22 protein-coding genes are annotated in these 24849 nt (G+C 64.8%); 5 read left to right on the forward strand and 17 right to left on the reverse strand.

Annotated features, from left to right (window positions below):
* The first annotated feature begins 21 nt into the window (after positions 1 to 21).
* The gene (locus KY49_RS29740) at positions 22 to 924 is read left to right on the forward strand and encodes a hypothetical protein (protein ID WP_042587916.1); all 903 of its coding nucleotides are present in this window, start codon (positions 22 to 24) and stop codon (positions 922 to 924) included.
* Positions 925 to 1011: 87 nt separating this feature from the next.
* Here KY49_RS29740 and wecB read toward each other — a convergent pair whose 3' ends face one another.
* Genes wecB through KY49_RS29755 form a run of 3 tightly spaced genes read right to left on the reverse strand, consistent with a single transcriptional unit; the run spans position 1012 to position 5835 of the window.
* Positions 1012 to 2172, reverse strand: coding sequence for a non-hydrolyzing UDP-N-acetylglucosamine 2-epimerase (wecB, locus tag KY49_RS29745; RefSeq protein ID WP_042587917.1), 1161 nt, complete (start codon positions 2170 to 2172; stop codon positions 1012 to 1014).
* Between the two features lie 19 nt (positions 2173 to 2191).
* On the reverse strand, positions 2192 to 3886 hold the full coding sequence (locus KY49_RS29750; protein ID WP_042587918.1) for an NfrA family protein: 1695 nt from the start codon (positions 3884 to 3886) through the stop codon (positions 2192 to 2194).
* Positions 3883 to 5835, reverse strand: coding sequence for a glycosyl transferase family protein (locus KY49_RS29755; protein WP_052495804.1), 1953 nt, complete (start codon positions 5833 to 5835; stop codon positions 3883 to 3885). Before KY49_RS29755 ends, KY49_RS29750 begins: the two co-directional genes overlap by 4 nt.
* 788 nt (positions 5836 to 6623) lie before the next feature.
* Here KY49_RS29755 and KY49_RS36495 point away from each other — a divergent pair.
* The 4 genes from KY49_RS36495 (at position 6624) to KY49_RS29770 (ending at position 11032) form a co-directional block, all read left to right on the forward strand.
* Positions 6624 to 6920, forward strand: coding sequence for a hypothetical protein (locus tag KY49_RS36495; protein ID WP_082062471.1), 297 nt, complete (start codon positions 6624 to 6626; stop codon positions 6918 to 6920).
* 12 nt (positions 6921 to 6932) lie between these two features.
* Complete coding sequence (locus KY49_RS29760) at positions 6933 to 8576, forward strand: DUF2334 domain-containing protein (RefSeq protein WP_042587919.1); 1644 nt, start codon at positions 6933 to 6935, stop codon at positions 8574 to 8576.
* 109 nt (positions 8577 to 8685) lie between these two features.
* Entirely contained in the window at positions 8686 to 9663 is a 978-nt protein-coding gene (locus KY49_RS29765) for a hypothetical protein (RefSeq protein WP_042588843.1), read from the forward strand.
* A gap of 319 nt (positions 9664 to 9982) precedes the next feature.
* Entirely contained in the window at positions 9983 to 11032 is a 1050-nt protein-coding gene (locus KY49_RS29770; RefSeq protein ID WP_042587920.1) for a hypothetical protein, read from the forward strand.
* An 81-nt stretch (positions 11033 to 11113) separates the two neighbouring features.
* On the opposite strand, the gene KY49_RS29775 is transcribed toward KY49_RS29770, so the two are convergent.
* The 14 genes from KY49_RS29775 to KY49_RS29840 form a co-directional block, all read right to left on the reverse strand.
* Positions 11114 to 12559, reverse strand: coding sequence for an NAD-dependent succinate-semialdehyde dehydrogenase (locus KY49_RS29775; protein WP_042587921.1), 1446 nt, complete (start codon positions 12557 to 12559; stop codon positions 11114 to 11116).
* A gap of 85 nt (positions 12560 to 12644) precedes the next feature.
* Positions 12645 to 13964, reverse strand: a complete 1320-nt coding sequence (locus tag KY49_RS29780) for a c-type cytochrome (RefSeq protein ID WP_042587922.1) — start codon at positions 13962 to 13964, stop codon at positions 12645 to 12647.
* Positions 13965 to 13978: 14 nt separating this feature from the next.
* The gene (locus KY49_RS29785) at positions 13979 to 16198 is read right to left on the reverse strand and encodes a xanthine dehydrogenase family protein molybdopterin-binding subunit (RefSeq protein ID WP_042587923.1); all 2220 of its coding nucleotides are present in this window, start codon (positions 16196 to 16198) and stop codon (positions 13979 to 13981) included.
* A gap of 1 nt (position 16199) precedes the next feature.
* On the reverse strand, positions 16200 to 16655 hold the full coding sequence (locus KY49_RS29790; RefSeq protein ID WP_010093993.1) for a (2Fe-2S)-binding protein: 456 nt from the start codon (positions 16653 to 16655) through the stop codon (positions 16200 to 16202).
* Between the two features lie 62 nt (positions 16656 to 16717).
* Positions 16718 to 17020, reverse strand: coding sequence for a putative quinol monooxygenase (locus KY49_RS29795; RefSeq protein WP_042587924.1), 303 nt, complete (start codon positions 17018 to 17020; stop codon positions 16718 to 16720).
* A 78-nt stretch (positions 17021 to 17098) separates the two neighbouring features.
* On the reverse strand, positions 17099 to 18142 hold the full coding sequence (locus KY49_RS29800) for an NADP-dependent oxidoreductase (protein ID WP_042587925.1): 1044 nt from the start codon (positions 18140 to 18142) through the stop codon (positions 17099 to 17101).
* Positions 18143 to 18279: 137 nt separating this feature from the next.
* Positions 18280 to 18900 carry a TetR/AcrR family transcriptional regulator gene (locus tag KY49_RS29805; protein WP_042587926.1) on the reverse strand — a complete coding sequence of 207 codons (621 nt, stop codon included), beginning with the start codon at positions 18898 to 18900 and terminating at the stop codon, positions 18280 to 18282.
* A 126-nt stretch (positions 18901 to 19026) separates the two neighbouring features.
* Positions 19027 to 19464 carry an Lrp/AsnC family transcriptional regulator gene (locus tag KY49_RS29810; RefSeq protein WP_042588844.1) on the reverse strand — a complete coding sequence of 146 codons (438 nt, stop codon included), beginning with the start codon at positions 19462 to 19464 and terminating at the stop codon, positions 19027 to 19029.
* A complete protein-coding gene (locus KY49_RS29815; RefSeq protein ID WP_042587927.1) occupies positions 19464 to 20390 on the reverse strand; it encodes a homocysteine S-methyltransferase family protein in 927 nt (308 codons plus the stop codon). Before KY49_RS29815 ends, KY49_RS29810 begins: the two co-directional genes overlap by 1 nt.
* Positions 20391 to 20494: 104 nt before the next feature.
* Complete coding sequence (locus tag KY49_RS29820) at positions 20495 to 21664, reverse strand: trans-sulfuration enzyme family protein (protein ID WP_042587928.1); 1170 nt, start codon at positions 21662 to 21664, stop codon at positions 20495 to 20497.
* Between the two features lie 44 nt (positions 21665 to 21708).
* Positions 21709 to 22404, reverse strand: a complete 696-nt coding sequence (locus KY49_RS29825; protein ID WP_080403982.1) for an ABC transporter permease — start codon at positions 22402 to 22404, stop codon at positions 21709 to 21711.
* Between the two features lie 13 nt (positions 22405 to 22417).
* Positions 22418 to 23095 (reverse strand): ABC transporter permease, encoded by a 678-nt coding sequence (locus KY49_RS29830; RefSeq protein WP_042587930.1) that lies wholly within the window; start codon positions 23093 to 23095, stop codon positions 22418 to 22420.
* Between the two features lie 72 nt (positions 23096 to 23167).
* The gene (locus tag KY49_RS29835; protein ID WP_042587931.1) at positions 23168 to 23947 is read right to left on the reverse strand and encodes a transporter substrate-binding domain-containing protein; all 780 of its coding nucleotides are present in this window, start codon (positions 23945 to 23947) and stop codon (positions 23168 to 23170) included.
* Positions 23948 to 23978: 31 nt separating this feature from the next.
* Positions 23979 to 24776, reverse strand: a complete 798-nt coding sequence (locus KY49_RS29840; RefSeq protein ID WP_042587932.1) for an ABC transporter ATP-binding protein — start codon at positions 24774 to 24776, stop codon at positions 23979 to 23981.
* Positions 24777 to 24849: the final 73 nt, after the last annotated feature.

Below are 24849 nucleotides of genomic sequence, written 5' to 3' on the forward strand. Positions count from 1 at the left end.
TGTGTCGCGTACACGGGGCTGATGCCCTTCTCCCAGTCTGCCCAGGCTCAGGTCGAACCTCTGAAGAATCCTGTCTACGGCGTGACGCTCGACGATCTGACAAAACTGGATGCGATCATCGCATCGCTGCAGAACTTGCCGTACCGGCCCACCGTGCGAGTCGTGTTCGACCCGGGTACGCCGGCCACGGACTACTACGCGCCTTTGTTGCGCCTGCACGCGGTCGCGTACGTCATGGGCGAAGTCTACGATTCCTACTATTTCCCGACCACGCTCGCCACCTACCAGGCGAGAACGCAGGAGTTGGTGTCGCAGCTGAAGAACACCGTCGACGTGTGGGAGATCGCCAATGAAATCAACGGCGAATGGCTGCGCAACGATCCGAACGGCACGAATTCGGTGGTCAATGCGCAAGAGCAGCAAATCGGCCAGATGGTCGCGGCGGCCAACACGATCGTCAAATCGAACGGCGGCAAGACCGCCATCACGCTGTATTACAACGACGACGGCAAGGGCACCAACTGCTGGCAAAAACCGCAGGACAACTGGAAGACCTGGCCGACTGCCTTCCTGCCCGCGACGGTTCGTCAGCAGGCCGACTATGCGCTTTTCAGCTACTACCCGTATCAGGACTGCCCGGGGCTGAACCCGACGTGGAAGAACGATTTCGCGGCATTGGAAAGCATTTTCCCGAACGCCAAGGTCGGCTTCGGCGAAATCGGCACGTCGGATATCGCTGCGCCGGCCTCGGTACAGCAGAACCTGATCAAAACCTATTACCCAATGGTCAACAGCATGACCGACCCGCGTTTCATCGGCGGGTTCTTCTGGTGGAACTACGTCGAAGAAATGCTTCCATACTCGACGAGTTCATATTTCCAGTTGTTGCGTCAAACGATCATCAACCTGAAGGCGCCTGCGTGATGCGTCACGGGCATCCCGATCGGCCTGCGCCGTATCGGGGTGCCTCGTACGCAGCGATCGGGCGTATCGACTCGGGACTCGCTGGTGTCATGCGGCGTGAACGGTCCTCGAGCCCTGCTGGACGCCCTCCATCTCCCCCAGTGCCGCGACGATACGTTCACAGGCATGCCCGTCGCCGTACGGGTTCGCCGCCTGCGCCATCCGCTGATACGCGTCGGCATCGCCGAGAAGCTCCGACGCGGCACCCAGGATCGTCAGGATCTCGGTACCGACCAGCCGAGCCGTTCCCGCCTGGATGGCTTCGGGACGTTCCGTGGTCTCGCGTGTAACGAGCACCGGCTTGCCGAGCGCAGGGGCTTCTTCCTGAATGCCACCTGAATCAGTAATCACGAAATGGGCGCGGGACATCAGGAATACGAAGGGCAGGTATTCCTGCGGGCCGAGGAGAAAGATATTCTCTTGCCCCGAGAGGATGATTTCCGCCGGCTCCCTCACCGCCGGATTCAAATGGACCGGGTACACGATCTGCACATCCGGATAGTTGGACGCAAGTATGCGCAGCGCGGAGCAAAACTGCCTGAATGGTTCGCCGAAACTCTCGCGCCGATGCCCTGTCACGAGAACAAGCCGGCGCACCGGATCCAGGAACGGAAAGCGCGAAGCGACGTCCGCGGCGAGTTGCGGCTCGTCGTCGAGTCGTCGCTTGATCGCCAACAGCGCGTCGATCACGGTATTGCCCGTGAGGACGATGCGCGCCGGCGCCGTGCCCTCGGAGAGGAGATTTTGCCGGGCCTGCATCGTCGGCGCGAAGTGCCACGACGATAGCGTGTCCGTGAAGCGACGATTCATCTCCTCCGGCCACGGAGACTCCAGGTTGCCGGTGCGTAACCCGGCTTCGACATGCCCCACCGGAATATGCCGGTAGAACGCGGCGAGACTCGCAGCCAGCGTCGTGGTCGTGTCGCCGTGAACCAGGACGATGTCGGGTTTCGCCTGCTCGTAGACGTTTCCGATATTGGTCAGGATACCGGACGTGATGTCGGTCAGGGTCTGCCTGCTGCGCATCAGGTCGAGATCGAACTCCGGCCTGATGTCGAAGAGTTCGAGCACCTGATCCAGCATTTCGCGATGCTGGGCCGTCACGCATACGCTGACATCGAAGTTCGCGCATTTCCTCAGTGCGTGCACCAGCGGCGCCATCTTGATAGCCTCGGGCCGCGTGCCGAATACGATCAATACTCTTTTCACTGTCTCCTCCAGGGGCTTGTTAGAACCACAATGTCGCGCGCACCACGAGACCACGTGCGCGTGCCGCTGACGTCAATGGAAACCGGTATTGCACCGTTACATCCACGTAGCTTGCCGGCGCGCTGTATCGGCCTTCGCGAAACCAGTACCGGAACTGGACGCCGGGCCCTGCGCCGATTGCGGTCTTGTCCGTCTGGCGGTTGTCGTGATCGCCGGCAATCGCCGCGTGCGGGTAGACGGTCAGCCGGTCGCTGATCATCGGCAAACGCCAGGTGTGCCCGTAACGCAGCTCCGAATAGATGATGTACCGGCCTGCGCTGATGAAGTACGCACCTTCGATATAGGCCTGCCAGCTGCGCCAGCTCGGTTCGGTGACCCTCAGGTCGGTACCCGCTTCCGACGAATAGCCCAGACGCATCAGCCAGTCGGTCGTCGACAGGCTGCCGACGCGGAACAGCCGCTCGGCGGTCATCACGACGTTCTGGTCGGGCAGCGGCTTGTAGCGCACCCCCGCCGAGCCCTGCACGGTCGGCATGCCGGTCACGTTGCCCGACCCGTCGTATGCCGTGCCGTAGCCGCGGACGAAGAACTGGAGGACGCGCCCGTTCCGATATCCGATCTTCGGTGGCTGCCAGTACGCCTCGACACCCGGCTGCAATACGCTGATGGTGCCCTGCGGACCGAACGCGGCCGTCTGGTAGGGCGCGCTCAGCACGAAACCCCAGGTGCGCTGAAGCTGCTCGACCTCCCGCCGATAGCCGAACTTGCGCTGCTCATCGAATGCGTGTTCGCTTTCGTCGGCGTCGAGGCTATGCTCGAAGAGATCGACGGACTGCTCATTCAATCCGACACGCTTGGCGGCATAGCCCGCGTCCGCGTAGTTCATTGCGTTGCCGGCGCCACCGTCGAAACCCTCCTGGAATGCATCGAGCGCCTCGCGATCCTTGTGTTCACGCAGGAGGTCATAGGCCTTCTGCAACTTCTGTCTCGCGGTATCGTCCACCCGCGCCACGGGCGGCTGCTCGGGCTGCCGTGCCTGCGCCGCTATCGACGCGGCCATCTTCCGCTCGGCGTCCGTCGACGCGTCGTCGGCGGCCAGGTCCGCCACGCGGATGGCGCCTTCGCGGTCACCTGCCATCAAGCTCAATTGCGCGACACGCAGCTGAATCGTGGCCGATCTTTCATCTGCCAACGGCGCCAGTGCGACGCCGGCTTCATGCAAACGATTCGCCGCGAGCGCACTGTCCGACCACGCGAGACGCAGGTTGCGCTGCTGCGCCTTGCTCCATTTCCCTGTCCCGACGGCAGCCGAGAAATCCCTGCACGCCACGTCGTAGCGCATCTGCCGCTGCGCCATGAAGCCGTGCTGAGCCAGCACGGCTGCGCTCCTCGGAAAGCGGACCGCCAGCGATTCAACCAGGGCGTCTGCTTGTTCGACTTTTCCTTCTCGCTTGAGTACATCGAGGAGCAGCAGCCCAAGCTGCTCGTTTCCAGGCTGTACCTTGAGGGCGCGCAAGGCATAATCCTCCGCACGCGCCAGGTTGCCGGCATTGATCGCCTTGTAAGCGCTATCAGCCAGCCGGTAAGCTTTGGGCGCTAGCGGCGGCGCTGCGTGAACCGGAGCCTGCCAGGCCAACGACAAGGCGATCGCCAATGCACTCGATCGGGTGCAGCGCTTCAGGCAAATCGCCATCGGGAGTCTCGAGCTTTTCATTGCTGTTCTCCCGCCGTTTTCCCAGCTGGAAATACCTGGCCATCGCCTTCGCGACCTCGCGCGAATTCGACAAAGCGCGTGTGCCGGGCGAGTTCGGCAGTAATCTCCGCATCACAGGCAATGAAGTAGGCAACATTCGTTTTGGCGCTCCGCCGCACGACATCCCGTTCGTCCTGAGTGAGGGGGCGGCCGACCGCAATGTTCAACGTTCCGTCGTCGGCGGTTGAAAACGGAACAGCCCGATACGCGTATTGCAGCTCGAATGCCAGCGAGTCCGCGAAGTGGCCTACCGCAACGTTGCCGAGGCTGACTCGGGGGAGATCCGCCTGCTCCGCGATCGCGTCCGCCAGCGATACGGCGGATATCGCACTGCTTTCGATCAACAGGTCGCCCAGCCGCTTGCCGCATGTCAGTTGCGTCTCCAGGCTTGCCTGCAATTGCTCCGGGGTGAGCACGCCCCATCCGACCAGGATCTCGCCGATCTTGCTGCGCGTCTTCCCGAGCTCCGCGTTCGACAAGTACGTATGACTGGTCTTGTCCCATGCGATCGGCTTGCCGCTCACCAGGTGCCCGATATAGATGCGCCACGCCCGACAAACCGCGTAGAAATTGATCAGGTTGTTGACGAACATCCTCGGTATCGAAAGCAGCCCTTGGACCGGGCCATTCAGCCTGCTGACGAAGTGGTAGCGCTGCCACGCCCGGGCAAACAGCATCGTGCTGTTCACCGACAGCAGCGGAGTGATCCATTCGCCCAGCGTGACGAGGGAGGCATGGACCGGAACGACATACCCGAACCTCTGAAGCGCGGCGAGCGACACGAAGTTGATCAGCACGCCATAGGCAATCACCGAAAATATCGATGTCACGACGCCCTTGCGATCATGGAAGAACATGTAGCGAGTTAGAAAATCTCCCTTCCAGCCGAGTTGCTCCCAGCCCTGAAATGCAATGCCGAGGATCCATCGCGCGCGCTGCCGGTACGCGGTCCGGAATGTCTTTGGAAAATACTCGCGCGTCGCCAGCAGGTTTCGGCTAACGGCTCGCCCATTCGTACGCGTCGCGCCGGCTTCGTGCGCGATGTCCGAAAGCGGAAAGCGTGCAAAGGTCTCCTTCATGCCCAGGTCTCTCAACCGGAAGCTGAAGTCGTAGTCCTCGGTCAGCGAGCTCGTATTGAACGGGCAACCGTCGCGTTCCTTCATCGCCGCTTCGATCGCACGCCTGCTGTAGCACGACGCGACGCCCGCACCCGGTACGACACCGGTCAAACGCGCTCGCGACGGCACATCCTTCTGGTGCGATTCGCTGAAGTCGTCCATATAGCATCCGGCCACGAACTCGTTCCATTTCCGGGGCAACGACAGGACGGGAAGCTGGATCAGATCACTGTCCGCAACTGCATGGTTGAAATACTTGAGTTCAATTGGATGAATGACGTCTTCGCAGTCGTGCATGACGACGCCCGCGAACTGGACACGATGGATCTCTTCGTAGCGCAGGATTGCAGCAATGATCCAGTTCAGGCAGTCCGCCTTGCATGTCGGACCGTCGTTCATTACCGTTGCGCGCGTCACCCTGCCGGGATACCGGCGGACCATCCGTTCGACTTCCGCCGTAGTTTCCGCATCGTTGTGATAGGTCCCGACGAAGATCACATATCGCTCATACTCCATGGTCGTCAACGTGTTTTCGACCATCTTGGCGATCACGTCATACTCTTTCCAGGCCGGCACCATGAGCGCCAGGTGGCGCTCTTCCATGGCGCGCAGCATGCCGACATCGACCGTCGGCGTTTTTTCGCGCCGGAGAATCCTCCCGATCTCGAATGCCCAATAGCAAGCGTCCAACACAAGGTCATCCAAGGTGCTGACCAGGATGACGATTGCGGTCACAACGGAAATTACGTTAAGTGCGTATAAATATGGAGTCCACAGCAAATTATTTATCATTTATTTTCCCCGAATATTCTCTTTTATGAGGCGTCATGCTCTCCCCGTACCCACGCATGACGCATACCTTCCCGTCCTCGTCGCCCCGCGTCGCTCTCGCTTCGCGACCTACGCTCCCCCCTTCCGGCAAATAACGCTTCGCTTGCTTATCCCCGTCGCCAACCTGGATCGACTCCACCTCATCGGTGCTTGCAGCCGCTGTCGACCCAACCTCTCGCGGCCCCCCGTGCACCGTCTTTTGCTGCAGCCCTCACAAAGCAAGTCGTGCGCCAGCGGAGCGCCACCCTTGATATTCCGGGCTTCCGAGCGTGCCGTACAAAACCGCAACATTGGACCAGGGCAAAATGTTTCAGCGTTGAAACACACCGCCATATGATGTGATGAAAGGTAATTTCAATTCCCGCCGTCAACGGCGGGGGCGGGCTTTGTGCAATCGCGAAAATCGCCGCGCGATTTTTTTGATAACCGGCAGGACAGACTGGTTTTCCCTGAGTTTTCGAGACCAACGTCGCCCGTCAGTCATCCGCTACCCGTTACATCGCCCATGTTTCATGGCCGAAACGTTTTGCTGCTGCAACTCAAAATGGCGATGACACGGAGCTTTGCGCCGTGCGCACTTCCGGCGCAAGGTACGATTCTCGCTAGAAAATCAAGGATTCTGGAATCGTCGCCAGCATCAAGCGCTCAGTCCACATTCACGACGAATAGCACCCAATGCTGAATGACATTTCGCCGAAATCGTTTCCCCGGAGCGGCGAATTTATTCCGCATATCAAAGGACGAAAATCATGCCTTTAACCAATAACCCATCGCGCCGTCACGTCCCGCATTCTGTCGGCGTTCTCGTCTTATTTATTTTTGCAGCGGGCCTGGCTGTTGCGGCTTCGGACGCGAATGCACAGGAAAAGAACCATGTTTCCACCACGAAGGCAAAGCCCCCCGCATTGCCGAAAAGCTCCGCTCAGGTCGTCGTGAAGCCCGGCATGTCCGACGAGGAATGGAGGAAGGCATATAAGGAAACAGGGCGTCCCCCCTTCAGCAGGAAGTCCGTCAAACGGACCGGTGGCAACGTGGAGCGCGATTGAGGAGGAACGGCCATGAAAAAGATCTTGTTCGTCATCGCCCTGCTTGTCGGAATCGCCCAGTTCGCACTTCCGGGTACGGCGCGCGCGCAGGCCACCACCGCGCACACACTCGTGCTGTACGACAATCCAGCCAACGACCCGTATTCGAAGCTGGGCCTGATATACAGCATCATGTTGCGAAACTTGCTCGGCCATTTCAATACGACCGTCGATCTGGTTCCGATCCAGCGCTATACGTCTGGAATGGTAAAGAACCACGACGTCACGTTCTATGTCGGGAACTACTACAACAACCCGATTCCGACCGCGTTCATGAGCGACGTGATGACCACCACGAAGACCGTGGTCTGGTTCAAATACAACCTGTGGCAGCTCGCGTGGAACACGGCCTACACATTCAACCAGACCTTCGGCTTCAGCTTTCTCGGCGTTGCCGGGTTGAACGCAACACCTTCTTCCAGCAATCCCAACCCCGGCTTCTATGACACCGTCACGTACAAGAACATGCCGATGGTCAAGTACTATGCCTATGACGCATCAACCGGCAGCATCAATGCCGACCCGGATGCAGGACTGACCCAGGTTCTCGATGCCACCAAGGCGCAGGCACTCGTCACGATCAAGAACAGCAAGAACGGCGCGACCGCGCCGTACATCATGCGATCGGGCAACTTCTGGTACTTCGCGGATGTGCCGTTTTCCTACATCGGTCCCGCGGATCGATACCTGGTGATATGCGACGTCCTGCACGACATCCTGAAGACAAATGCACCGGTGAACCACCGCGCGCTCGTACGTCTGGAGGACCTTGACGCGTATACGACGACGAGTTCGATGAAAACGCTGACGAATTACCTGTACTCGAAGAGGATCCCGTTCACGATGGCGACGATCCCGCTGTATACGGATCCGAACGGCTATTACAACGGAGGCGTCGCCGAAACCATCCACCTCGCCCAGGCGGCAGGCCTCAAGAGTGCGCTGAACTATGCGCTGACGCGTGGCGGTTCGATCGTGATGCATGGCTACACGCACCAGTACGATTCGACGCCGAATCTGCTGAATGCGGTCACTGGCAGCGATTACGAGTTCTGGTATGCGGTCCAGAACCGTCCCGTCGATGAGGACTCCGTTCAATGGGCAGCAGGCAGAATGACTGAAGGTCTCGCCGAGTTCACGAGCAACGGCTACAAGATCGTCGGATGGGCCGCGCCGCAGTACCAGGTTTCGCCGCTGGCTGCGTCGGCCACTGCCGCCCGTTTTCCGACGACGTTCCAGCGGGCCGTCTACTACACCGCGACCAATCCGCAACTTGGAACGGGGGCGCCCAACCAGGACTTTTCAGCCGGACAGTTCTTCCCGTACATCATCAACGCCGATTACTACGGGCAGCGGATCATCCCCGAGAATCTGGGCAGCATCCAATACAACATCTGCAATGTCGACCCCTTCTCGTGCATCACGTATACATGGCAGCAACTCGTCACGAACGCTCAATATGGTCTGGTCGTGCGTGACGGTTTCGCGTCGTTCTTCTTCCATCCGTACTGGCTCGAACCCGAGCTCGGATTGCCGGCCTATCAGGACTTCCAGAGTCTGATAACCGGCATCACGAATCTCGGCTATACGTGGGTAGACGGCACGACGGCCAAGTAATGCCGGCATGACGGCCCATGCCCCGTGCGATCCGCATCGCCGATGCGGGTCGCACGGTTGTGTTCAATCGGCTACGATGATGCACGACATTGCTTCCGGGGAGTTTGCAATGACCTTGTGCTCAATCCCGGTCGCGCGCAGGATTCAACAGCGTGTGCGCCGGTTTCGGCTGGAACTGCGACCGCATCTGCCGGTGGCCGGGCCGCGCTCCCGCGCGATCCGTGCGGCGATGCTTGCGGCAATCGGCGCGTCGCTGGGCCTGAGCGCCTGCGGCTGGACAGCGCACGACGACGTCCACGCTGACGGCATCGTCTGGCAGTTGGACAACGCGACGACGAATCCCGCCGGCAATTGGCAGACGCTCGGCATACGCGATTTGCTGATCCAGTGGGTGATCGTCGACGATACCGCGTACGTTGCCGATACCGGGATCCAAACAGCGGCGCACCTTCCCGACTGGGATCGCATCAGTCGTGCACCGTGGGCCACGAACGTCATCCTGGGCCTTGCCGGATACCAGGACGAAAAGCGTGCGCGCACCCAACTGTCGAAGCTTGCGGAGCTGTCCGCAGCGGTGGCGCACGCACCTATGCCACTGCATGTCACTGGCTACTACTTCCCGGTCGAGGTCGATCCGACCTGGCAGGACGCGCCAAAGCTGGCCGGGATTCTGCAGCGACTGCCGCGTCCGCTTTGGGTGAGCGTCTACGACCAGACCAATATCGGCGGAAAGGCACTGGCGGACTGGCTCGCATCGTGGCTTCCCCCGGATGTCGGCGTGTTCTTCCAGGATGGCTGCGGCGTATACGCGCGCGAGCCATACGTCGCGCGCACCTACCTCGACGAGCTGGCTGCGCGTCTGGGAAAACACCGCGTGCGCGTCATCGCCGAGTCCTTCCGGCCAGCCGAACGCGGAGGGTTCCGCGCAGCCGGCGCCGATGAATTGACCAGGCAACTCGTGTCCTATCGGGGCTACCAGATCTATCTGTTCGATGGCCCCCACTACGTGTCGGACGACCTCATCCGCGCGCTGACGACCGCGACCACCAAGCCGGCCGCCGCCGAGTCACGCAGTACGGGTCCCTGATCCTGCTACGCATCAGCGCGCTCGATTCGGCAGACTCGGCCAGGAGATACGGCTCGAGCGCCTCCGGCCCGCATTCGGATCCATAGTCCGAATCCTTCACGCCGCCGAACGGCATTTCCGGCATAACCAACCCACAGCCCCCTCCGCTCCACGGGCAGGTCACAACTGCTCGCCCCGAGCGTCCCTTCCTCCTGTGTCCTTCATCCCATGACGTCGGGCAGCGCTTTCGGCCCATAGGCCGTCTGCGTGCGCCTGCTTATCGTTGACGCATGCCCGCTCGTGGGCCTTCTCCCATCCACGAAATCACTGGAGTTCGTTCATGGATATCGATCGTCACCGTATCGGCGGCACCCTGGGGATCGCCGCATGTTCGTTTGCCGCCGCACTTTCTTTCGCCACGCAGGCGCAGGGGGCGACCGCCTGCTATGCCGTCGACATGCGCGGAGCGCCGCTCTACGTGACGTCGGATGTGTTGCGCGAAGCCGCGCTCAGGGTCGCGAATGCGCGCGTCCTCGCCGCCGGGAATACGCCGTTGACGCCGGTAACGCCCCCGCCCGACCCGAAACGTTGCGACGGCGCGAACGATCACCTTCCTGCGGCAGGCCCCAACAACCAGAACTACTTCGGCAATGTCGTGAGCCCGTTGAAGTTCCTGCGTCTCGCGGCCTATCAATGCGCGGGAGCAGGCGGCCAGAGCCAGTTCTTCTCGATGAACCAGGCCATTTATTATCGCCAGTGTGGCGGCGGGCAATACTCGAACTACATTCACTTCTGGGGACGCGCGAACGGGAACCCGAGCACGTGTTTCGCCAGCGACTACCCGACGATGTTTGCCAAGGCCGCCAAAGACAGGAAGCCGGCGGACCTGCTCAACGCGATGAAGACGGTTTACTCGGGCGGCCTGAGCGGAACCGCCGCGAACGATCAGGCGCTCGGCAACGCGATGGCGGCGATCCTGATCGCCGAAAGCAATCGCGACTATCTCGTCAATCTCGAGAACTACATGCTGATGGACCTGGCCGACGTGAAGAAAGCCACGCCGGAGCAAATCATCGGGGGCCACTGCGTGCCGAATGCCGGGTCCTGCCAGAACCGCGGCGAGTCGCAGAACGGCAAGCACCCGATCGCGTGGGGCGGAGCGCAGGAAACCATGATGGTGAACGGCTGGGGCCAGGCGGCAGGCGCCAATAGCCCCTTCGGCATGACGTTCGAAGGCAATCTGTCGTCCGAGTGGGCGGTCGCGAAAGGAAAGGCCACAAGCGCGAAGGTCGCCCAATGCGGCGCAGTTCCGCCAACCTACGGAAATCTGCCCCCCGACCAGCAGAGCGCAGTGAGAGCCGTCTTCGAGGGCATTCTGCCGACCCGCTGAGGTTCGCCGCCGGTCGACGCGCCAAGAAAACGCCGCCGCCCCCTACGCGGAAGCGGCGGCGTCACCACGCTCGACCGGTTGTCAAACCGCCATCACCGTCACCGACTTCGTCACGAGATACGGCTCGAGCGCCTCCGGCCCGCCTTCGGACCCATAGCCCGAATCCTTCACGCCGCCGAACGGCATTTCGGGCCACGGCGTCGCCGGCTGGTTGATCCACAGCATCCCCACTTCGAGACGCTGCGTGAGCAGATGCACGTTCGCGAACGAGCGCGTGAACGCATACCCGGCGAGCCCGTACCGCAGCCGGTTCGCTTCCGAGATCGCGTCGTCGAGCGAATCGAAGCCGCGAATCGCGGCGACTGGCCCGAACGGCTCGTTGTTGAACACGTCCGCGTCGAGCGGCACGTCGGCCAGCACCGTCGGCGCGAAGAAGTTGCCTTCCGTGCCGATCCGCTCGCCGCCCGTCTCGACGCGTGCGCCGACCGCGCGCGCGTTCTCGACGACCGACGTCATCGCGGCGATCCGGCGCGCGTTCGCGAGCGCGCCGAGCGTCGTGCCCTCGTCGAGCCCGTTGCCGACCTTCAGCCCTTGCGCATGCTTGACGAGCGCGCGCGTGAATTCGTCGCGGATGCTGTTGTGCACCAGGAAGCGGGTCGGCGAGATGCACACCTGCCCCGCGTTGCGGAATTTCGCGCCGCCGGCGGCCTTCACCGCGAGCGCGACGTCCGCATCCTCGGCGACGATCACCGGCGCATGCCCGCCGAGCTCCATCGTCGCGCGCTTCATGTGCTGGCCCGCGAGCGCGGCCAGGTGCTTGCCGACCGGCGTCGAGCCGGTGAACGTCACCTTGCGGATCACCGGATGCGGAATCAGGTACGCGGAGATCTCGGCCGGATCGCCGTACACGAGGCCGATCACGCCGGCCGGCACGCCCGCATCGACGAACGCGCGCAGCAGCGCGGCCGGCGACGCCGGCGTCTCCTCCGGCGCCTTCACGAGGAACGAGCAGCCGGTCGCGAGCGCGGCGCTCAGCTTGCGCACGACCTGGTTGACCGGGAAATTCCACGGCGTGAACGCGGCGACCGGGCCGACCGGCTCCTTCACGACCGTCTGCTGCGCGCCGAGGTTGCGCGGCGGCACGATGCGGCCGTACACGCGCCGCCCTTCGTCGGCGAACCATTCGATGATGTCCGCGGCCGCCAGCACTTCGAGGCGCGCCTCGACGAGCGGCTTGCCCTGCTCCTGCGTCATCAGCTGCGCGATGCCGTCCGCGCGTTCGCGCACCAGCGCCGCCGCCTTGCGCATCGTCGCCGCACGCTCGTGCGCGGGCACCCGGCGCCACTGCTCGAAGCCGCGCTGCGCGGCGGCCAGCGCGCGGTCAAGGTCGGCGATGCCCGCATGGGCCACCTTGCCGATCACCTTGCCGGTCGCCGGGTTGACGACGTCGATCGTCTTGCCGCTCGCGGCATCCGTCCATTCGCCGTTGATCAGGAGTTGCGTATCCGTATAAGTCACGTGAGCCATCCAGACACCCCTACGTTTGCGTCGAAAAAGGTGCGCCGCCTCGCGAACGAGCGCGCACCGGTTAACCGAAATCCGACCCGCGCGCTCAACGCGCCGCCTGGGTCGCCTTGCGGAGCTTCGCGACATCCGCCGCCTGCACGGCCGGCGCGCCGTTGTTCCAGCCGGCGCGCATGAACGTCAGCACGTCGGCGATCTGCCGGTCGGTCAGCACGTTCGAGAACGCCGGCATCGGGTACGCGGACGGCACGCCGTCGATCACCAGCGTCTCGCTGCCGTTGAGCGTCACGTTGATCAGCGACGCCGCATCCTGCTCCAGCAGGTTCGGATTGCCGGCGAGCGGCGACAGCAGCGGCGCGTAGCCGCGCCCGTCGACGCCGTGGCAATGCAGGCAGTAAGCGTTATACACCTTCGCGCCCGGATCGTTCGCCGGCCGGCCCAGCGCGACCTGGGTCGCCTTCGGGTCGTAGCGGTACGGCGGCGCGCCGTTCCCGCCCGCCGCCGGCAGCGACTTCAGGTAGCGGGCCATCGCCGTCAGGTCCTCGTCGGTGAGCGCCTGCGTGCTGTGGTTGATCACGCTCACCATCGAGCCGAACGCGGTCGCATGCCGGTTCGCGCCGGTCTTCAGGAACTGCGCGACGTCCGCCTCGCTCCAGCGGCCGAGCCCCGTATTGTGCTCGCCCGTCAGGTTCGACGCGAACCAGTTGTCGATCGGCGCGCCCGACAGGAACGCCGCGCCGCCCTCGTCGAGCGCCTTCTCCTGGAACCCGACGCCGCGCGGCGTGTGGCACGACCCGCAATGCCCGAGGCCCTGCACGAGATACGCGCCGCGATTCCACATCGCGTCCTTGCCCGGCTTGTCCGCATAGGCAGCCGTGTCGAGGAACACCGCGTTCCACAGCTTGAGCGGCCAGCGCAGGTTCAGCGGCCACCGGATGTCGGACGCGCGGTTCGGCTGCTTCACGGGCTCGACGCCGTTCATGAAATACGCATAGAGCGCCTTCACGTCGTCGTCCTTCAGCTTCGCGTACGACGGATACGGCATCGCCGGATACAGGTTGTGGCCGTCCTTCGCGACGCCTTCGCGCAGCGCGCGCACGAAGTCGCCTTCCGTGTAGCGGCCGATGCCCGTGTCCGGGTCGGGCGTGATGTTGGTCGTGTAGATCGCGCCCATCGGCGTGTCCATCTTCAGGCCGCCGGCGAACGGCGCACCATCGTGCGGCGCGGTGTGGCAGGCCACGCAGTCGCCCGCCTTCGCCAGATACGCGCCGCGCGCGACGAGCGCCGCGTCGGGCGTCGCGGCCGGTGCGGCCGGTGCGGCGGTGGCGGCCGCCAGCGCGACGGCGACTGTGACGGCGGCCGCACCGAACGCCTTCGCGGCGCGCGCCAGGGGTGTGATTTGAATCATCCGGGTCCTCGATGTCAGGCGGTTTTCAGCTGGTTGCCGACCGGCAGCTTGCGCACGCGCTTGCCGGTCGCGGCGAAGATCGCGTTCGCCAGCGCGGCCGCGAGCGCCGCGGTGCCGGGCTCGCCGATCCCGCCCGGCGCTTCGCCGCTTTTCACGATGTGCACGTCGATCGGCGGCGTCTCGTTGATCCGCAGCATCCGGTAGTCGGTGAAGTTGCTTTGCGCGACGCGGCCGTTCTCGATCGTGATCTCGCCGTACAGCGCGCCCGTGATCCCGAAGATGATCCCGCCCTGCACCTGCGCGTCGATCGTGTCCGGATTCACGGCCATCCCGCAGTCGACCGCGCACACGACGCGCTTGACCTGCACGTCGCCGTCGTCCACCGCGACGTCCACGACGATCGAGAAGAAGCTGCCGAACGCGTGCATCACCGACACGCCGCGCCCCTGGCCCGTCGGCAGCGGCGTGCCCCAGCCCGCGGCCTTCGACGCGACGTCGAGCACGTTGCGCGCACGCGGCGACTTGCCGAGCAGCGCGCGGCGGTACTGCACCGGGTCGGTCTTCGCTTGCGCGGCGAGCTCGTCGATGAAGCTCTCGACGACGAACGTGCCGCGCGTCGGCCCGACGCCGCGCCAGAACGCCGTCGGCACGTGGCGCGGCTCCTGCCGCACGTAGTCGACGAGCTGGTTCGGCAGGTCGTACGGCAGCTCGGCCGCGACCTCGACCGCGTCCGGATCGACGCCGTCCTTCACCGCGGGCGGCGCGAAGCGCGCGAGGATCGACGAGCCGACGATCCGGTGCCGCCACGCGATCGGCCGGCCGTTCGCGTCGAGGCCGGCCGAAATCCGGTCGTAGTAATACGGCCGGTACATGTCGTGCTGGATGTCTTCCTCGCGGGTCCACACGACCTTGACGGGCGCATTGACCTGCTTCGCGATCTTCACCGCCTGCGCGACCATGTCGATCTCGAGCCGGCGGCCGAAGCCGCCGCCGAGCAGATGGTTGTTCACGACGATCTTCTCGCGCGGGAAGCCGGTGATCTGCTGCACGGCGTCGAGCGCGCGCGTCGGCACCTGGGTGCCGACCCAGATCTCGCAGCCGTCGGGGCGCACGTGCACCGTGCAGTTGACGGGCTCCATCGTCGCGTGCGCGAGCAACGGCTGCTCGTAGACGGCGTCGACGCGCGTCTTCGCGTTCGCGAATGCGCGGTCGACGTCGCCGTCCTTGCGCGCGACGGCGCCCTTGCCGCTGTCCGCCGCCCGCGCGTGATCCGCGGCGATGTCCTTCGTCGACACTTTCGCGCCCGCGCCTTCGTTCCATTTCACGACGAGCGCCGACGCGCCGCGCTTGGCCGCCCACGTGTGGTCGCCGACCACCGCGACCGCGTCGTCCGCGCGCACGATCCGGCGCACGCCGCGGATCTGCCTGGCCGCCGTGTCGTCGACGCTCGCGACCGTGCCGCCGAACACCGGGCTGTTGACGATCACCGCAACCAACATGCCCGGCAGCCGCACGTCGAGCCCGAACCGCGCGGTGCCGTCGACCTTCTCCGGCGAATCGAGCCGCTTGACCGGCTTGCCGACCAGCTTGAAATCCGCGGGCTTTTTCAGCGCGACGTCCTTCGGCACCGGCAGCTTCGCCGCGGCGTCCGCGAGCTGGCCGTACGACGCGCGCCGTCCGCTCGGCGGGTGCAGCACCTCGCCGTTCTCCGCGCGGCAGGCTGCCGGATCGACGCCCCACTGTTTCGCCGCCGCGCTGACGAGCAGCGTGCGCGCGGTCGCGCCCGCCCGGCGCATCGGCTCCCACGCGTAGCGGATCGACGTCGAGCCGCCGGTGAGCTGGCCGCCGAGCAGCGGGTCGAAGAACAGCTTCTCGTTGGGCGGCGCGTGGTCGAGCGTCACGTTCGACAGCGGCACTTCCAGTTCCTCGGCGATCAGCATCGGCAGCGACGTGTAGACGCCCTGCCCCATCTCGACCTTCGGCATCACGAGCGTGACCTGCCCGTTGCGGTCGATCTGCACGAACGCATTCGGCGCGAACACGCCGGGGCGCGGCGCTTCGTTCGCATCGCCGCCGATCACCGAGCGGCGCGCGTCGCCGCCCGCCGCCGGCACGCTGAAGCCGAGCAGCAATCCGCCGCCCGCCGCCGCGCCGAGCGTCATGCCGAACTTGAGGAACGTGCGGCGCGACACGCCCCCGCCTGCCTGGCCTGCTTCGATCAGTCCTCGTGACATGTCAGGCCTCCTTCGCGGCCTGCTTGATCGCCGCGCGAACCCGGTTGTAGGTGCCGCAGCGGCAGATGTTGCCGGCCATCGCGGCGTCGATGTCGGCGTCGCTCGGGTGCGGGTTCGACGCGATCAGCGCGGCGGCGGCCATCACCTGGCCCGACTGGCAATAGCCGCACTGCACGACGTCGAGCTCGCGCCACGCCTGCTGCACCTTGCGCCCGGCGGGCGTCGCGCCGACCGCCTCGATCGTCGTGATCCTGCGCTCGCCGACCGCCGCGACCGGCAGCACGCACGCGCGCGCCGCGACGCCGTCGAGATGCACGGTGCACGCGCCGCACTGCGCGATGCCGCAGCCGAATTTCGTGCCGGTCAGGCCGACGAGATCGCGCAGCACCCAGAGCAGCGGCATGTCGGCGGGCGCGTCGACCGCATGGACTGCGCCATTGATGTTCAGGTTGATCATTCAGCCTCCGGGCTGGCGTAGTGTGGGGACGGCGCGCCGCGCGCGCCGGGGGGGCGGACAGCTTACGACTGCACGGCGTCGAGCGCCGCCAGCACCTTCACGACCGGCGGCTGCGCGAGCCATTCGCCGGCCTTGGCACGATAGGCGATGTAGTGCGGGCTCGCGCGGTGCGCTTCGAGCGCCGCCGCGTCCTCATAGACCTCGAACAGGTCGAAGCCCGGCGAACCGTCCGCCTGGCGGAACAGGTCGTAGCGCAGGTTGCCCGGCTCGGTACGCGTCGCGGCGACGAGGCTGCGCAATTCGGTCTCGACCGTCTGCGCATGTTCGGGTTTCGGGATCAGGCTGGCGATGACGTAGACAGGCATGTTGTTTCCTTCTTTCCTTCGTTGAATCGGGATGGACGATACCGCGCGCCGGGCCGGCGCGCGGCGTGGGACATGGGTTCAGGCCAGCTCGTCGGGGCCGACGCGCACGACGACCTTGCCGAAGTTCTTGCCGGCGAGCAGGCCGATCAGCGCCTCCGGCGCGGCGGGCAGACCGTCGACGACGTCCTCGCGCGCCTTCACCTTGCCGGCGGCGACCCACTCGCCCATGTCCTTCAGGAACGCGGCATAGCCCTCCGCAAAATGATCGAGGATGATGAAGCCCTGCATCCGGACGCGCTTCCTGAGCAGCGTGGACGTGAGCAGCGGCAGGCGATCCGGGCCCGCCGGCAGCGCGGTGTCGTTGTAATGCGCGATCAGCCCGCACACCGGCACGCGCGCGCCGATGTTGAGCAGCGGCAGCACCGCATCGAACACCGCGCCGCCGACGTTCTCGAAATAGACGTCGATGCCGCCCGGGCACGCGTCCGCCAGTTTGCGCGCAAAATCCGCGTCGCGGTGATCGACGCACGCGTCGAAGCCGAGCGTCCCGGTGACGTACGCGCATTTGTCCGCGCCGCCGGCGATGCCGACCACGCGGCAGCCCTTCAGCTTTGCGATCTGCCCGACGACGGCGCCGACCGCGCCGCTCGCGGCCGCGACCACCACGGTTTCGCCGGCCTTCGGCTCGCCGATCTTCAGCAGCCCGTGATACGCGGTGAAGCCCGGCATCCCGAGCACGCCGAGCGCGTACGACGGGTGCGCGAAGTCGCGGCCGAGCGGGAACAGGCCGGCGCCGTCCGACAGCGCGTAGTCCTGCCAGCCGCCCATGTCGACGACGAGATCGCCCGCGCGGTACGCCGGCAGGTTCGACGCCACGACCTGGCTGACGGTCCCGCCGACCATCACGTCGCCGAGCGCCACCGGCGGCGCATAGGACGGCGCGTCGCTCATCCGGCCGCGCATGTACGGGTCGAGCGACAGCCAGATCGTGCGCAGCAGGACCTGGCCCGGCCCGGGCGTCGGCACCGCGCCGGTTTCGGTGCGGAAGTTGTCCGGCGTCGGGGCGCCCGCCGGGCGCGAATTCAGGACGATCCTGCGGTTTGCGGTCTTGCTTTGCGACATGAAACCTCCGTCAATGGGGATGCGTGCTCTCGCACGATCCGGTCAGGAAAGGGACCCGGCGACATCGCCGATTCAGGTAAAGTAGACCAGTCGTCTATTATCGGGACATAAAACAAGGCGCGCAATGCGCGCCTCGCTTACTGCCACGCTCCGTTGCCGGCCGACTGCGGCAGATTCAGCATCCGCAGCGTCGCGGCCATCGCGGTTTCGAGCGGCTTGCGGTCGCGGTGGATCTTCTCCAGCAGCGTCGCGCCGAGCCACAGCTCATACAGCGTCGCGGCGGTGTGAGACGGATCGTCGATCCCGTGCAGCGAACCGTCGGCGAGCCCCGTTTCAATGCCGGCCGCGAGCCGCTCGATGATCTGCCCGGTGCCGCGCCGCAGGACCGAACGCATCGCTTCGGACAGATCCGCCACCTCGGCGCCGAGCTTCACCGCGAGGCACTTGCCTTCCGGATCGTCGTTGCACTGCGTGCGCAGCCAGTTGTTCCAGTAGGTCATCAGGCGCGCGGCGCCCGTGCCCGGCTGCCGCACCAGCAGGTTGTCGAGATGATCGAGATAGCCTTCGAAGTACGCTTCGAGCAGCGCTTCCCCGAACGCCTCTTTCGAGCCGAAGTAATGATAGAACGAGCCCTTCGGGATGCCCGCCGCGGCGAGAATCTCGTTCAGACCGACCGCCGAAAACCCCTTGTGGAGCATGATCGGCTTCGCGATATTCAGGATGTGCTGGCGGACTTCCGCGCCTGAAGATGCATTCATGATGGCGTATGGTAGCAACGATTAGACCGGTCGTCTAGCAATGTGCAACCGGCATTTTGAGTCGCACTTTACCTGATCCCCGATGGGTTCCCAATGCCCGGCGCCGTTCTTATTGCGCCGGTTTAGTCACCGCTTGTGGACAACGGAGTCGAGCACGAAGCTAGTCGTCATGTTTTGCACACCGTCCATCGCACTGATCGTCGCCCAGATGTCGCTGATGCGCTCGTGCGTAGCCGCCTCTATCTGCACCAGCAAATCGACCTCGCCGCTGAGGACCGCGCAGTCGCGCACCTCGGCGATCCGCTTGAGTGCGGCAAGCACGTCCGCGCCGCGCATCCGGTCCTTGCGATAAACGAGCATCACGGCACGCACGGGCACGATATCGTCGGGCAACGCGAGCCGCACCGTATAGCCTGCAATGATCTTCAGCGCTTCGAGCCGGTCGATCCGGTTCCGGACCGCCTGCCGGGACAGACCGATCCTGTCGGCCAGCACCGCGAGCGGAATCCGCGCATCGGCACACAATGCGTCGATTATTTTCTGGTCCAGACCGTCGATCTTCATCAGCCGCACCCGGTGTGCCCGGCGCCGCGCGCGTCGACCGCGCCGCGCAATGCCGCGATGTGGTCGGGGCCAATTCCGCAACACCCGCCGACGATCCGCGCGCCCAGCTCAAGCCACTGCTCTGCCCATCTTGCATAACCGGGCGGATCGATGTCGCCGCGCAAACCGTGGAGCTCCTCGTTCGCGCGCGCGTCGGCGCGCTGAGGCGGAAACGCATTCGCATATGCGCCGATCACGAGCGACGTTCCCGTTCGCGCGAGCATGCGCTGCACCGTCCCCATCGCCGCACCCATCGCTTCCGGCTGGCTGCAATTGAACAGCAGCGCGGTCGCGCGCGCGGACACGGCGGCGTCGATCGCTTCGTCGAGCGTCTGTCCCGATCGCAGTACCGGCGTGGCGCCCGCGTCGACGTCGTCGCGCAGCGTGAACGAGACCCAGAGCGGCTTCGGATTTTCACCTAGCGCGCGCCGGACCGCGCCGATCTCGTCGGTCAGGCTCTGCGTCTCGGCCAGCCAAAGGTCGACGTATGGATCGAGCCCATCGACGAGCGTCGCCAAGATCGCATCCGCGCGCGCCGCGTCGAACAGGTCGGGCCGGTAGGAGCCGCCGGTCGGCGGAAGCGATCCTGCGACGCGCACGGGCCGCCCCGCGCGATCGGCGGCTTGCCGCGCGAGTTGCCCGGCAAGTGCCGCGAGCGCGACACCGTCGCAACGGAACCGCTCCTCGCCGATATGGAACGGCACGACCGCATAGCTGTTCGCGGTGATCACGTCGGCACCCGCCGCGACGAATGCGTCATGTGCAAGGCTGACGTAATGCGGCGCTTCCATCAGCGCGAGCGCTGACCACTCCGGCTGTCTGAATGGCGCGCCCATCCGCGCCAGTTCGCGCCCCATGCCGCCGTCGAGTACCGTGATGTCATGCATAGTCCGTGCTCCGTCGTTGCAATCCGCGCATCTCGCGCCCGAATCGATTCAAAGGCCGACGCGCCGCGCGTGGGGCGTCGATCGAGCGTGCGCGCGGGTCCGTGTCAGATCTGCTCCAGTGCTTGCGCGATATCGCCAATCAGGTCGTCGATATGCTCGATGCCGACCGAATAGCGGATGAAATTGAGCGGGATGTCGGCCGCGCGCATCTGCTCCGCCGACATCGTGCCCGCCCACATGGATGCCGTATGGATCGCGAGCGAATCGACGCCGCCGAGATTGCCTGCATTCAGCGGCAAGCGCAGCGCCTCGACAAAGCGCTGCGCTTCGTCATAGCCTCCCCGCACGCCGAACGCGACCACGCCGCCGAAACCGCGCATCTGCCGGCATGCGAGCCCATGCTGCGGATGGCTGCGCAGGCCCGGATAGAACACGCGCTCGATCTTCGCGTGCGCTTCGAGGAATTCGGCGAGCGCCTGAGCATTCGCGTTGATCCGCTCGATGCGCATCGGCAGCGTGCGCAGCCCGCGCAGCAGCAGCCACGCGTCCATCGGGGACAGCACCGAGCCGAGCGTAATGTGCGTATGCCAGATCTGGTCGGCGAGCACGCGGCTCGTGCAGATCACGCCGCCGGTCAGGTCGTGATGGCCGCCCAGATACTTGGTCGCGCTGTGCACGACGATGTCGACACCGAGCCGGTGCGGCTGCTGGTTGACCGGCGACGCGAACGTGTTGTCCGCGAGTGTCAGGATGCCGCGCGCCCTTGCGATTTCAGTCACCGCGGCGATGTCGGTCACGAACAGCAGCGGATTGACCGGCGACTCGAGCACGATCAGCCGCGTGTTCGGCCGAATCGCCCGATCGAACGCGGCCGCATCGGTCTGGTCGACGAACGTCACCTCGACGCCGAACCGGCGCAGCATGTCGTCGAGCATTTTCGTCGTGCTCATGTAATGACGCGTCTGGCCGACGACGTGATCGCCGGCCTTCACGACACTGAGGATCGCGGTCGCGATCGCGCCCATGCCGGATGCCGTGACGAGCGCGGTCTCGGTGCCCTCGAGCTCCGCCATGACCGCCTTCACGCGCTCGTGAACCGGATTGCCGTAGCGGGTGTAGTTGCGCGGATGCTGCGGCACGCTCGACATCTCCGCGAATTCCTCGCTGCCGGCTGCCTTGAACACCGCCGAATAGTGGATCGCCGGCGCGACCGACTTCTCGTCGGTCACGTCGCGGTCCGCAGCCAGAGCCAGCGTTTCAAGCCTGTATCCCATTTCGTCCTCGGATCGTTCGTTGTGTCGCGTTCATGCGGCGCCCGTCAAGCACGCACGCTGCCCAGATGGCGATTCAGCAGACCTTCGACGCGTTTGAGCACGGTCGAAAGCACAGCCGTGATACCGACGTACACGATGCCGGCCAGCATCAGCGCGTCGGTCGTGTAGGTTTCGATGGAGATGCGTCGCGCGACACCGGTCAGGTCGAGCACGGTGATCGTGCTGGCGAGCGCAGTCGACTTCAGCTGCAGCACGATCTCGTTGCCGAGCGTCGGTGCGACAATGCCGATCGCGCGCGGGACGATCACGAACCAGGTGAGCATGAAGCGGCTCATCCCGAACGCGAGCGCGGCTTCCTTCTCGCCGGCGGGGACGCCGGCGATCCCGCCCCGGATGTCTTCCGCCATGTAAGCCGCGAGGTTGAGCGTCAGCGCGCACAACGCACACGAGAACGATCCGCCGACCAGCAGCCACAGAGGCGATGCACGCACGAAAGAGAACTGCGCAAGCCCGTAATACAGCACGAAAATCTGCACCAGCAGCGGCGTGCCGCGAAACACCGACAAGAACAGGCGGCTCGGTGTCGACAGCCACCGGCTCGCTGACGTACGCGCGACAGCCAACGGCACCGCGAGCGCGAACGCGAGCGTGCATGACAGCACCAGCAGCTCGAGCGTGATCCATATGCCGCGCGCGACGTCCGGGCCGGACTGCACGATGAGGGAAAGAAAGTCGTTCATCACATGGCCCTCGTCAGGTGCGTTTTGCGTAACCGCGGCCCGCGATACGCTCGAGCCACGCGAACACGGGGTTTGATGCGGCGAGAAAGCCGAAATAGACGATCCCGACCGTCACGTAGAAGACGAATGGCTGCTTGGTGAACTGCGCGGCGATGTTGGCCTTGCGCAACATGTCCTCGAGCCCGACGATGGATACCAGAGACGTGTCCTTCAGCAAGTTCTGCCACATGTTGTTCAGGCTCGGCAGGCAGATGCGCCACGCCTGCGGCAGACGCACGTACCACAGTGCCTGCAGGCGTGTCATCCCGTACGCGCGCGCGGCCTCGATCTGTCCGGCCGGCACCGCGATGAACGCGCCGCGGAACATCTCCGACGAGTAGGCGCCGAACACCACGGCGAGCGCGATCACGCCGGCGGAGAACGGGCTGATGACAAAGGCGCCATCGAATTGCGCGTTGAGCAGATGCGACAGCCCGAAGTAGCAGATCAGCAGGATCAGGAACTCGGGAATGCCGCGCAGGAAATTGGTCAGCGCATACGTCGCATGTCTGAGCCAGCCCATGCTCGACAATTTTGCCGATGCCCCGGCGATGCCGAGCAGCATGCCGACGCACAGCGCGGCGACTGCAAGCTCCAGCGTGACGAGCGCGCCGGCCGCGATCTGCGCGCCGTAGTTCACCAAGATGTCCATCGTGATATCGCTCCGTGTGAGGCCGGAAGCGCGCAGGTCGCCGTGCGGCGACCGCGCGGTCCCGATGCGCGGTTATTGCGGCGCGATGCTGAACGGGAAATAGCGCTTGTTGGCGGCGGCGAACGTGCCGTCCGCCTGCACCTGCGCGATGCCCTTGTCGAACAGCGCCTTCAGCGGCGCGTCGCCCTTGCGTACCGCGATCGCCGTACCGTCGCCGAAGATCTCCGCATCGGCGATCGGCTTGCCGACGAAGTCGAAGCCTCCCTTCCTGCCGGCCTTCGTCAGCCAGTCGTACGCGACCGTGTTGTCGGCAATCACCGCGTCGACACGCCCCGCCTCGAGATCGAGCCACGCCTCGTCGAGCGTCTGATAGACCTTCACGTTGATCCCCGACTTGCTCGCCGGCAGGCGGCGGCGCAGATAGGATTCGTGCGTCGATGCCGTCTGAACGCCGATCGTCTTGCCACGCAGCGCGGCGGCGTTATCCGTGATACCCGAGCCTTGCTTCGCGACGAGCTGCACGGGCGCCGTCGTGAAAATGCGCGTGAAGTCCACCGACTGCTCACGCTCCGGCGTCTTCGACATTTGCGCGAGTACCGCATCGATCTGCTTCGCCTTGAGCGCCGGAATCAGCGCGTCGAAATCCATCGTCACCCACTGACACTTGACCTTCATCGTGTCGCACATCCTCTTGCCGATGTCGATCTCCATGCCCTGCAGCTTGCCGGACGCATCCTTGTATTCGAACGGCGCGTAATCGGCGAGCGTGCCGATCCGCACGACCTGCTCGGCATGCGCGCCCGATCCGAGCAGCGCCGCGCCCACGCACAGCGACTGAAGCAGCTTCTTCATGGTTTCCCCTCCGGTTGGCATTGAATCCGCATCAGATGATGCTGGACAGAAACTTCTGGAAACGCGGCGATTTCTGGCTCGCGAACACCTCATCGGGACTGCCGTCTTCCTCGATTCGTCCCTGATGGACGAACACGACGCGGTTCGCGACTTCGCGCGCAAACCCCATCTCATGCGTGACGACGAGCATCGTGCGTCCCTCATCGGCCAGCGAGCGCATCACTTTCAACACTTCGCCGACGAGCTCGGGATCGAGCGCGGACGTCGGCTCGTCGAACAGCATCACGTCGGGGTCGGTCGCGAGTGCACGTGCAATCGCGACGCGCTGCTGCTGGCCGCCCGAAAGCTGGTTCGGATAGTGATCGCACTTGCCGGCGAGGCCGACCCGTTCGAGCATCGCGATCGCCTTGTCGCGTGCGTCGCGCTTCGGCACGCCGAGCACGCGCACCGGCACGAACATCACGTTCTGCAGCACCGTCATGTGGGCCCAGAGATTGAACTGCTGGAACACCATCGCGAGCTTGCGGCGCACGCGCATCACCTGCTGCGCATCGGCCGCGACGAGCCCGCCGTCGCGGCCTGCCTGCTTCAGCGCGAGCGTTTCGCCGTCCACGCAGATCCGGCCACGGTCGGGCATTTCCAGCAAGTTGATGCACCTGAGGAACGTACTTTTGCCCGACCCGCTGCTGCCGAGGATCGACACGACCTCGTGATTCTTCGCGGTCAGCGAGATGCCCTTCAGCACCTCGACACCGCCGAACGACTTGTGAATATCCTCGACCACCAGCGCGTCCGCCGCCGGCTTGCATGCAGGAATTGCTGCTGGCATCCTCGACTCCTTCCTCGATACGTTGCTCACACTGCTCCGGTTCGCGCCGCGCCGGCGCGCCAGGCGCCGGCGC

It is taken from the genome of Burkholderia sp. MSHR3999 (assembly GCF_000833595.1).
GTDB lineage: Bacteria > Pseudomonadota > Gammaproteobacteria > Burkholderiales > Burkholderiaceae > Burkholderia > Burkholderia ubonensis.

Bases quoted from the DNA above. Each gene is read 5' to 3' on its own strand.
- KY49_RS29825 (WP_080403982.1), bottom strand. From the start codon at position 22,404: ATGAACGACTTTCTTTCCCTCATCGTGCAGTCCGGCCCGGACGTCGCG.
- KY49_RS29765 (WP_042588843.1), top strand. From the start codon at position 8,686: ATGACCTTGTGCTCAATCCCGGTCGCGCGCAGGATTCAACAGCGTGTG.
- KY49_RS29790 (WP_010093993.1), bottom strand. From the start codon at position 16,655: ATGATCAACCTGAACATCAATGGCGCAGTCCATGCGGTCGACGCGCCC.
- KY49_RS29795 (WP_042587924.1), bottom strand. From the start codon at position 17,020: ATGCCTGTCTACGTCATCGCCAGCCTGATCCCGAAACCCGAACATGCG.
- KY49_RS29780 (WP_042587922.1), bottom strand. From the start codon at position 13,964: ATGATTCAAATCACACCCCTGGCGCGCGCCGCGAAGGCGTTCGGTGCG.
- KY49_RS29830 (WP_042587930.1), bottom strand. From the start codon at position 23,095: ATGGACATCTTGGTGAACTACGGCGCGCAGATCGCGGCCGGCGCGCTC.
- KY49_RS29820 (WP_042587928.1), bottom strand. From the start codon at position 21,664: ATGGGATACAGGCTTGAAACGCTGGCTCTGGCTGCGGACCGCGACGTG.
- KY49_RS29750 (WP_042587918.1), bottom strand. From the start codon at position 3,886: ATGAAAAGCTCGAGACTCCCGATGGCGATTTGCCTGAAGCGCTGCACC.
- KY49_RS29755 (WP_052495804.1), bottom strand. From the start codon at position 5,835: ATGATAAATAATTTGCTGTGGACTCCATATTTATACGCACTTAACGTA.
- KY49_RS29760 (WP_042587919.1), top strand. From the start codon at position 6,933: ATGAAAAAGATCTTGTTCGTCATCGCCCTGCTTGTCGGAATCGCCCAG.
- KY49_RS29740 (WP_042587916.1), top strand. From the start codon at position 22: ATGCCCTTCTCCCAGTCTGCCCAGGCTCAGGTCGAACCTCTGAAGAAT.
- KY49_RS29770 (WP_042587920.1), top strand. From the start codon at position 9,983: ATGGATATCGATCGTCACCGTATCGGCGGCACCCTGGGGATCGCCGCA.
- KY49_RS29810 (WP_042588844.1), bottom strand. From the start codon at position 19,464: ATGAAGATCGACGGTCTGGACCAGAAAATAATCGACGCATTGTGTGCC.
- KY49_RS29805 (WP_042587926.1), bottom strand. From the start codon at position 18,900: ATGAATGCATCTTCAGGCGCGGAAGTCCGCCAGCACATCCTGAATATC.
- KY49_RS29815 (WP_042587927.1), bottom strand. From the start codon at position 20,390: ATGCATGACATCACGGTACTCGACGGCGGCATGGGGCGCGAACTGGCG.
- KY49_RS29785 (WP_042587923.1), bottom strand. From the start codon at position 16,198: ATGTCACGAGGACTGATCGAAGCAGGCCAGGCAGGCGGGGGCGTGTCG.
- KY49_RS29840 (WP_042587932.1), bottom strand. From the start codon at position 24,776: ATGCCAGCAGCAATTCCTGCATGCAAGCCGGCGGCGGACGCGCTGGTG.
- KY49_RS36495 (WP_082062471.1), top strand. From the start codon at position 6,624: ATGCCTTTAACCAATAACCCATCGCGCCGTCACGTCCCGCATTCTGTC.
- KY49_RS29800 (WP_042587925.1), bottom strand. From the start codon at position 18,142: ATGTCGCAAAGCAAGACCGCAAACCGCAGGATCGTCCTGAATTCGCGC.
- KY49_RS29775 (WP_042587921.1), bottom strand. From the start codon at position 12,559: ATGGCTCACGTGACTTATACGGATACGCAACTCCTGATCAACGGCGAA.
- KY49_RS29835 (WP_042587931.1), bottom strand. From the start codon at position 23,947: ATGAAGAAGCTGCTTCAGTCGCTGTGCGTGGGCGCGGCGCTGCTCGGA.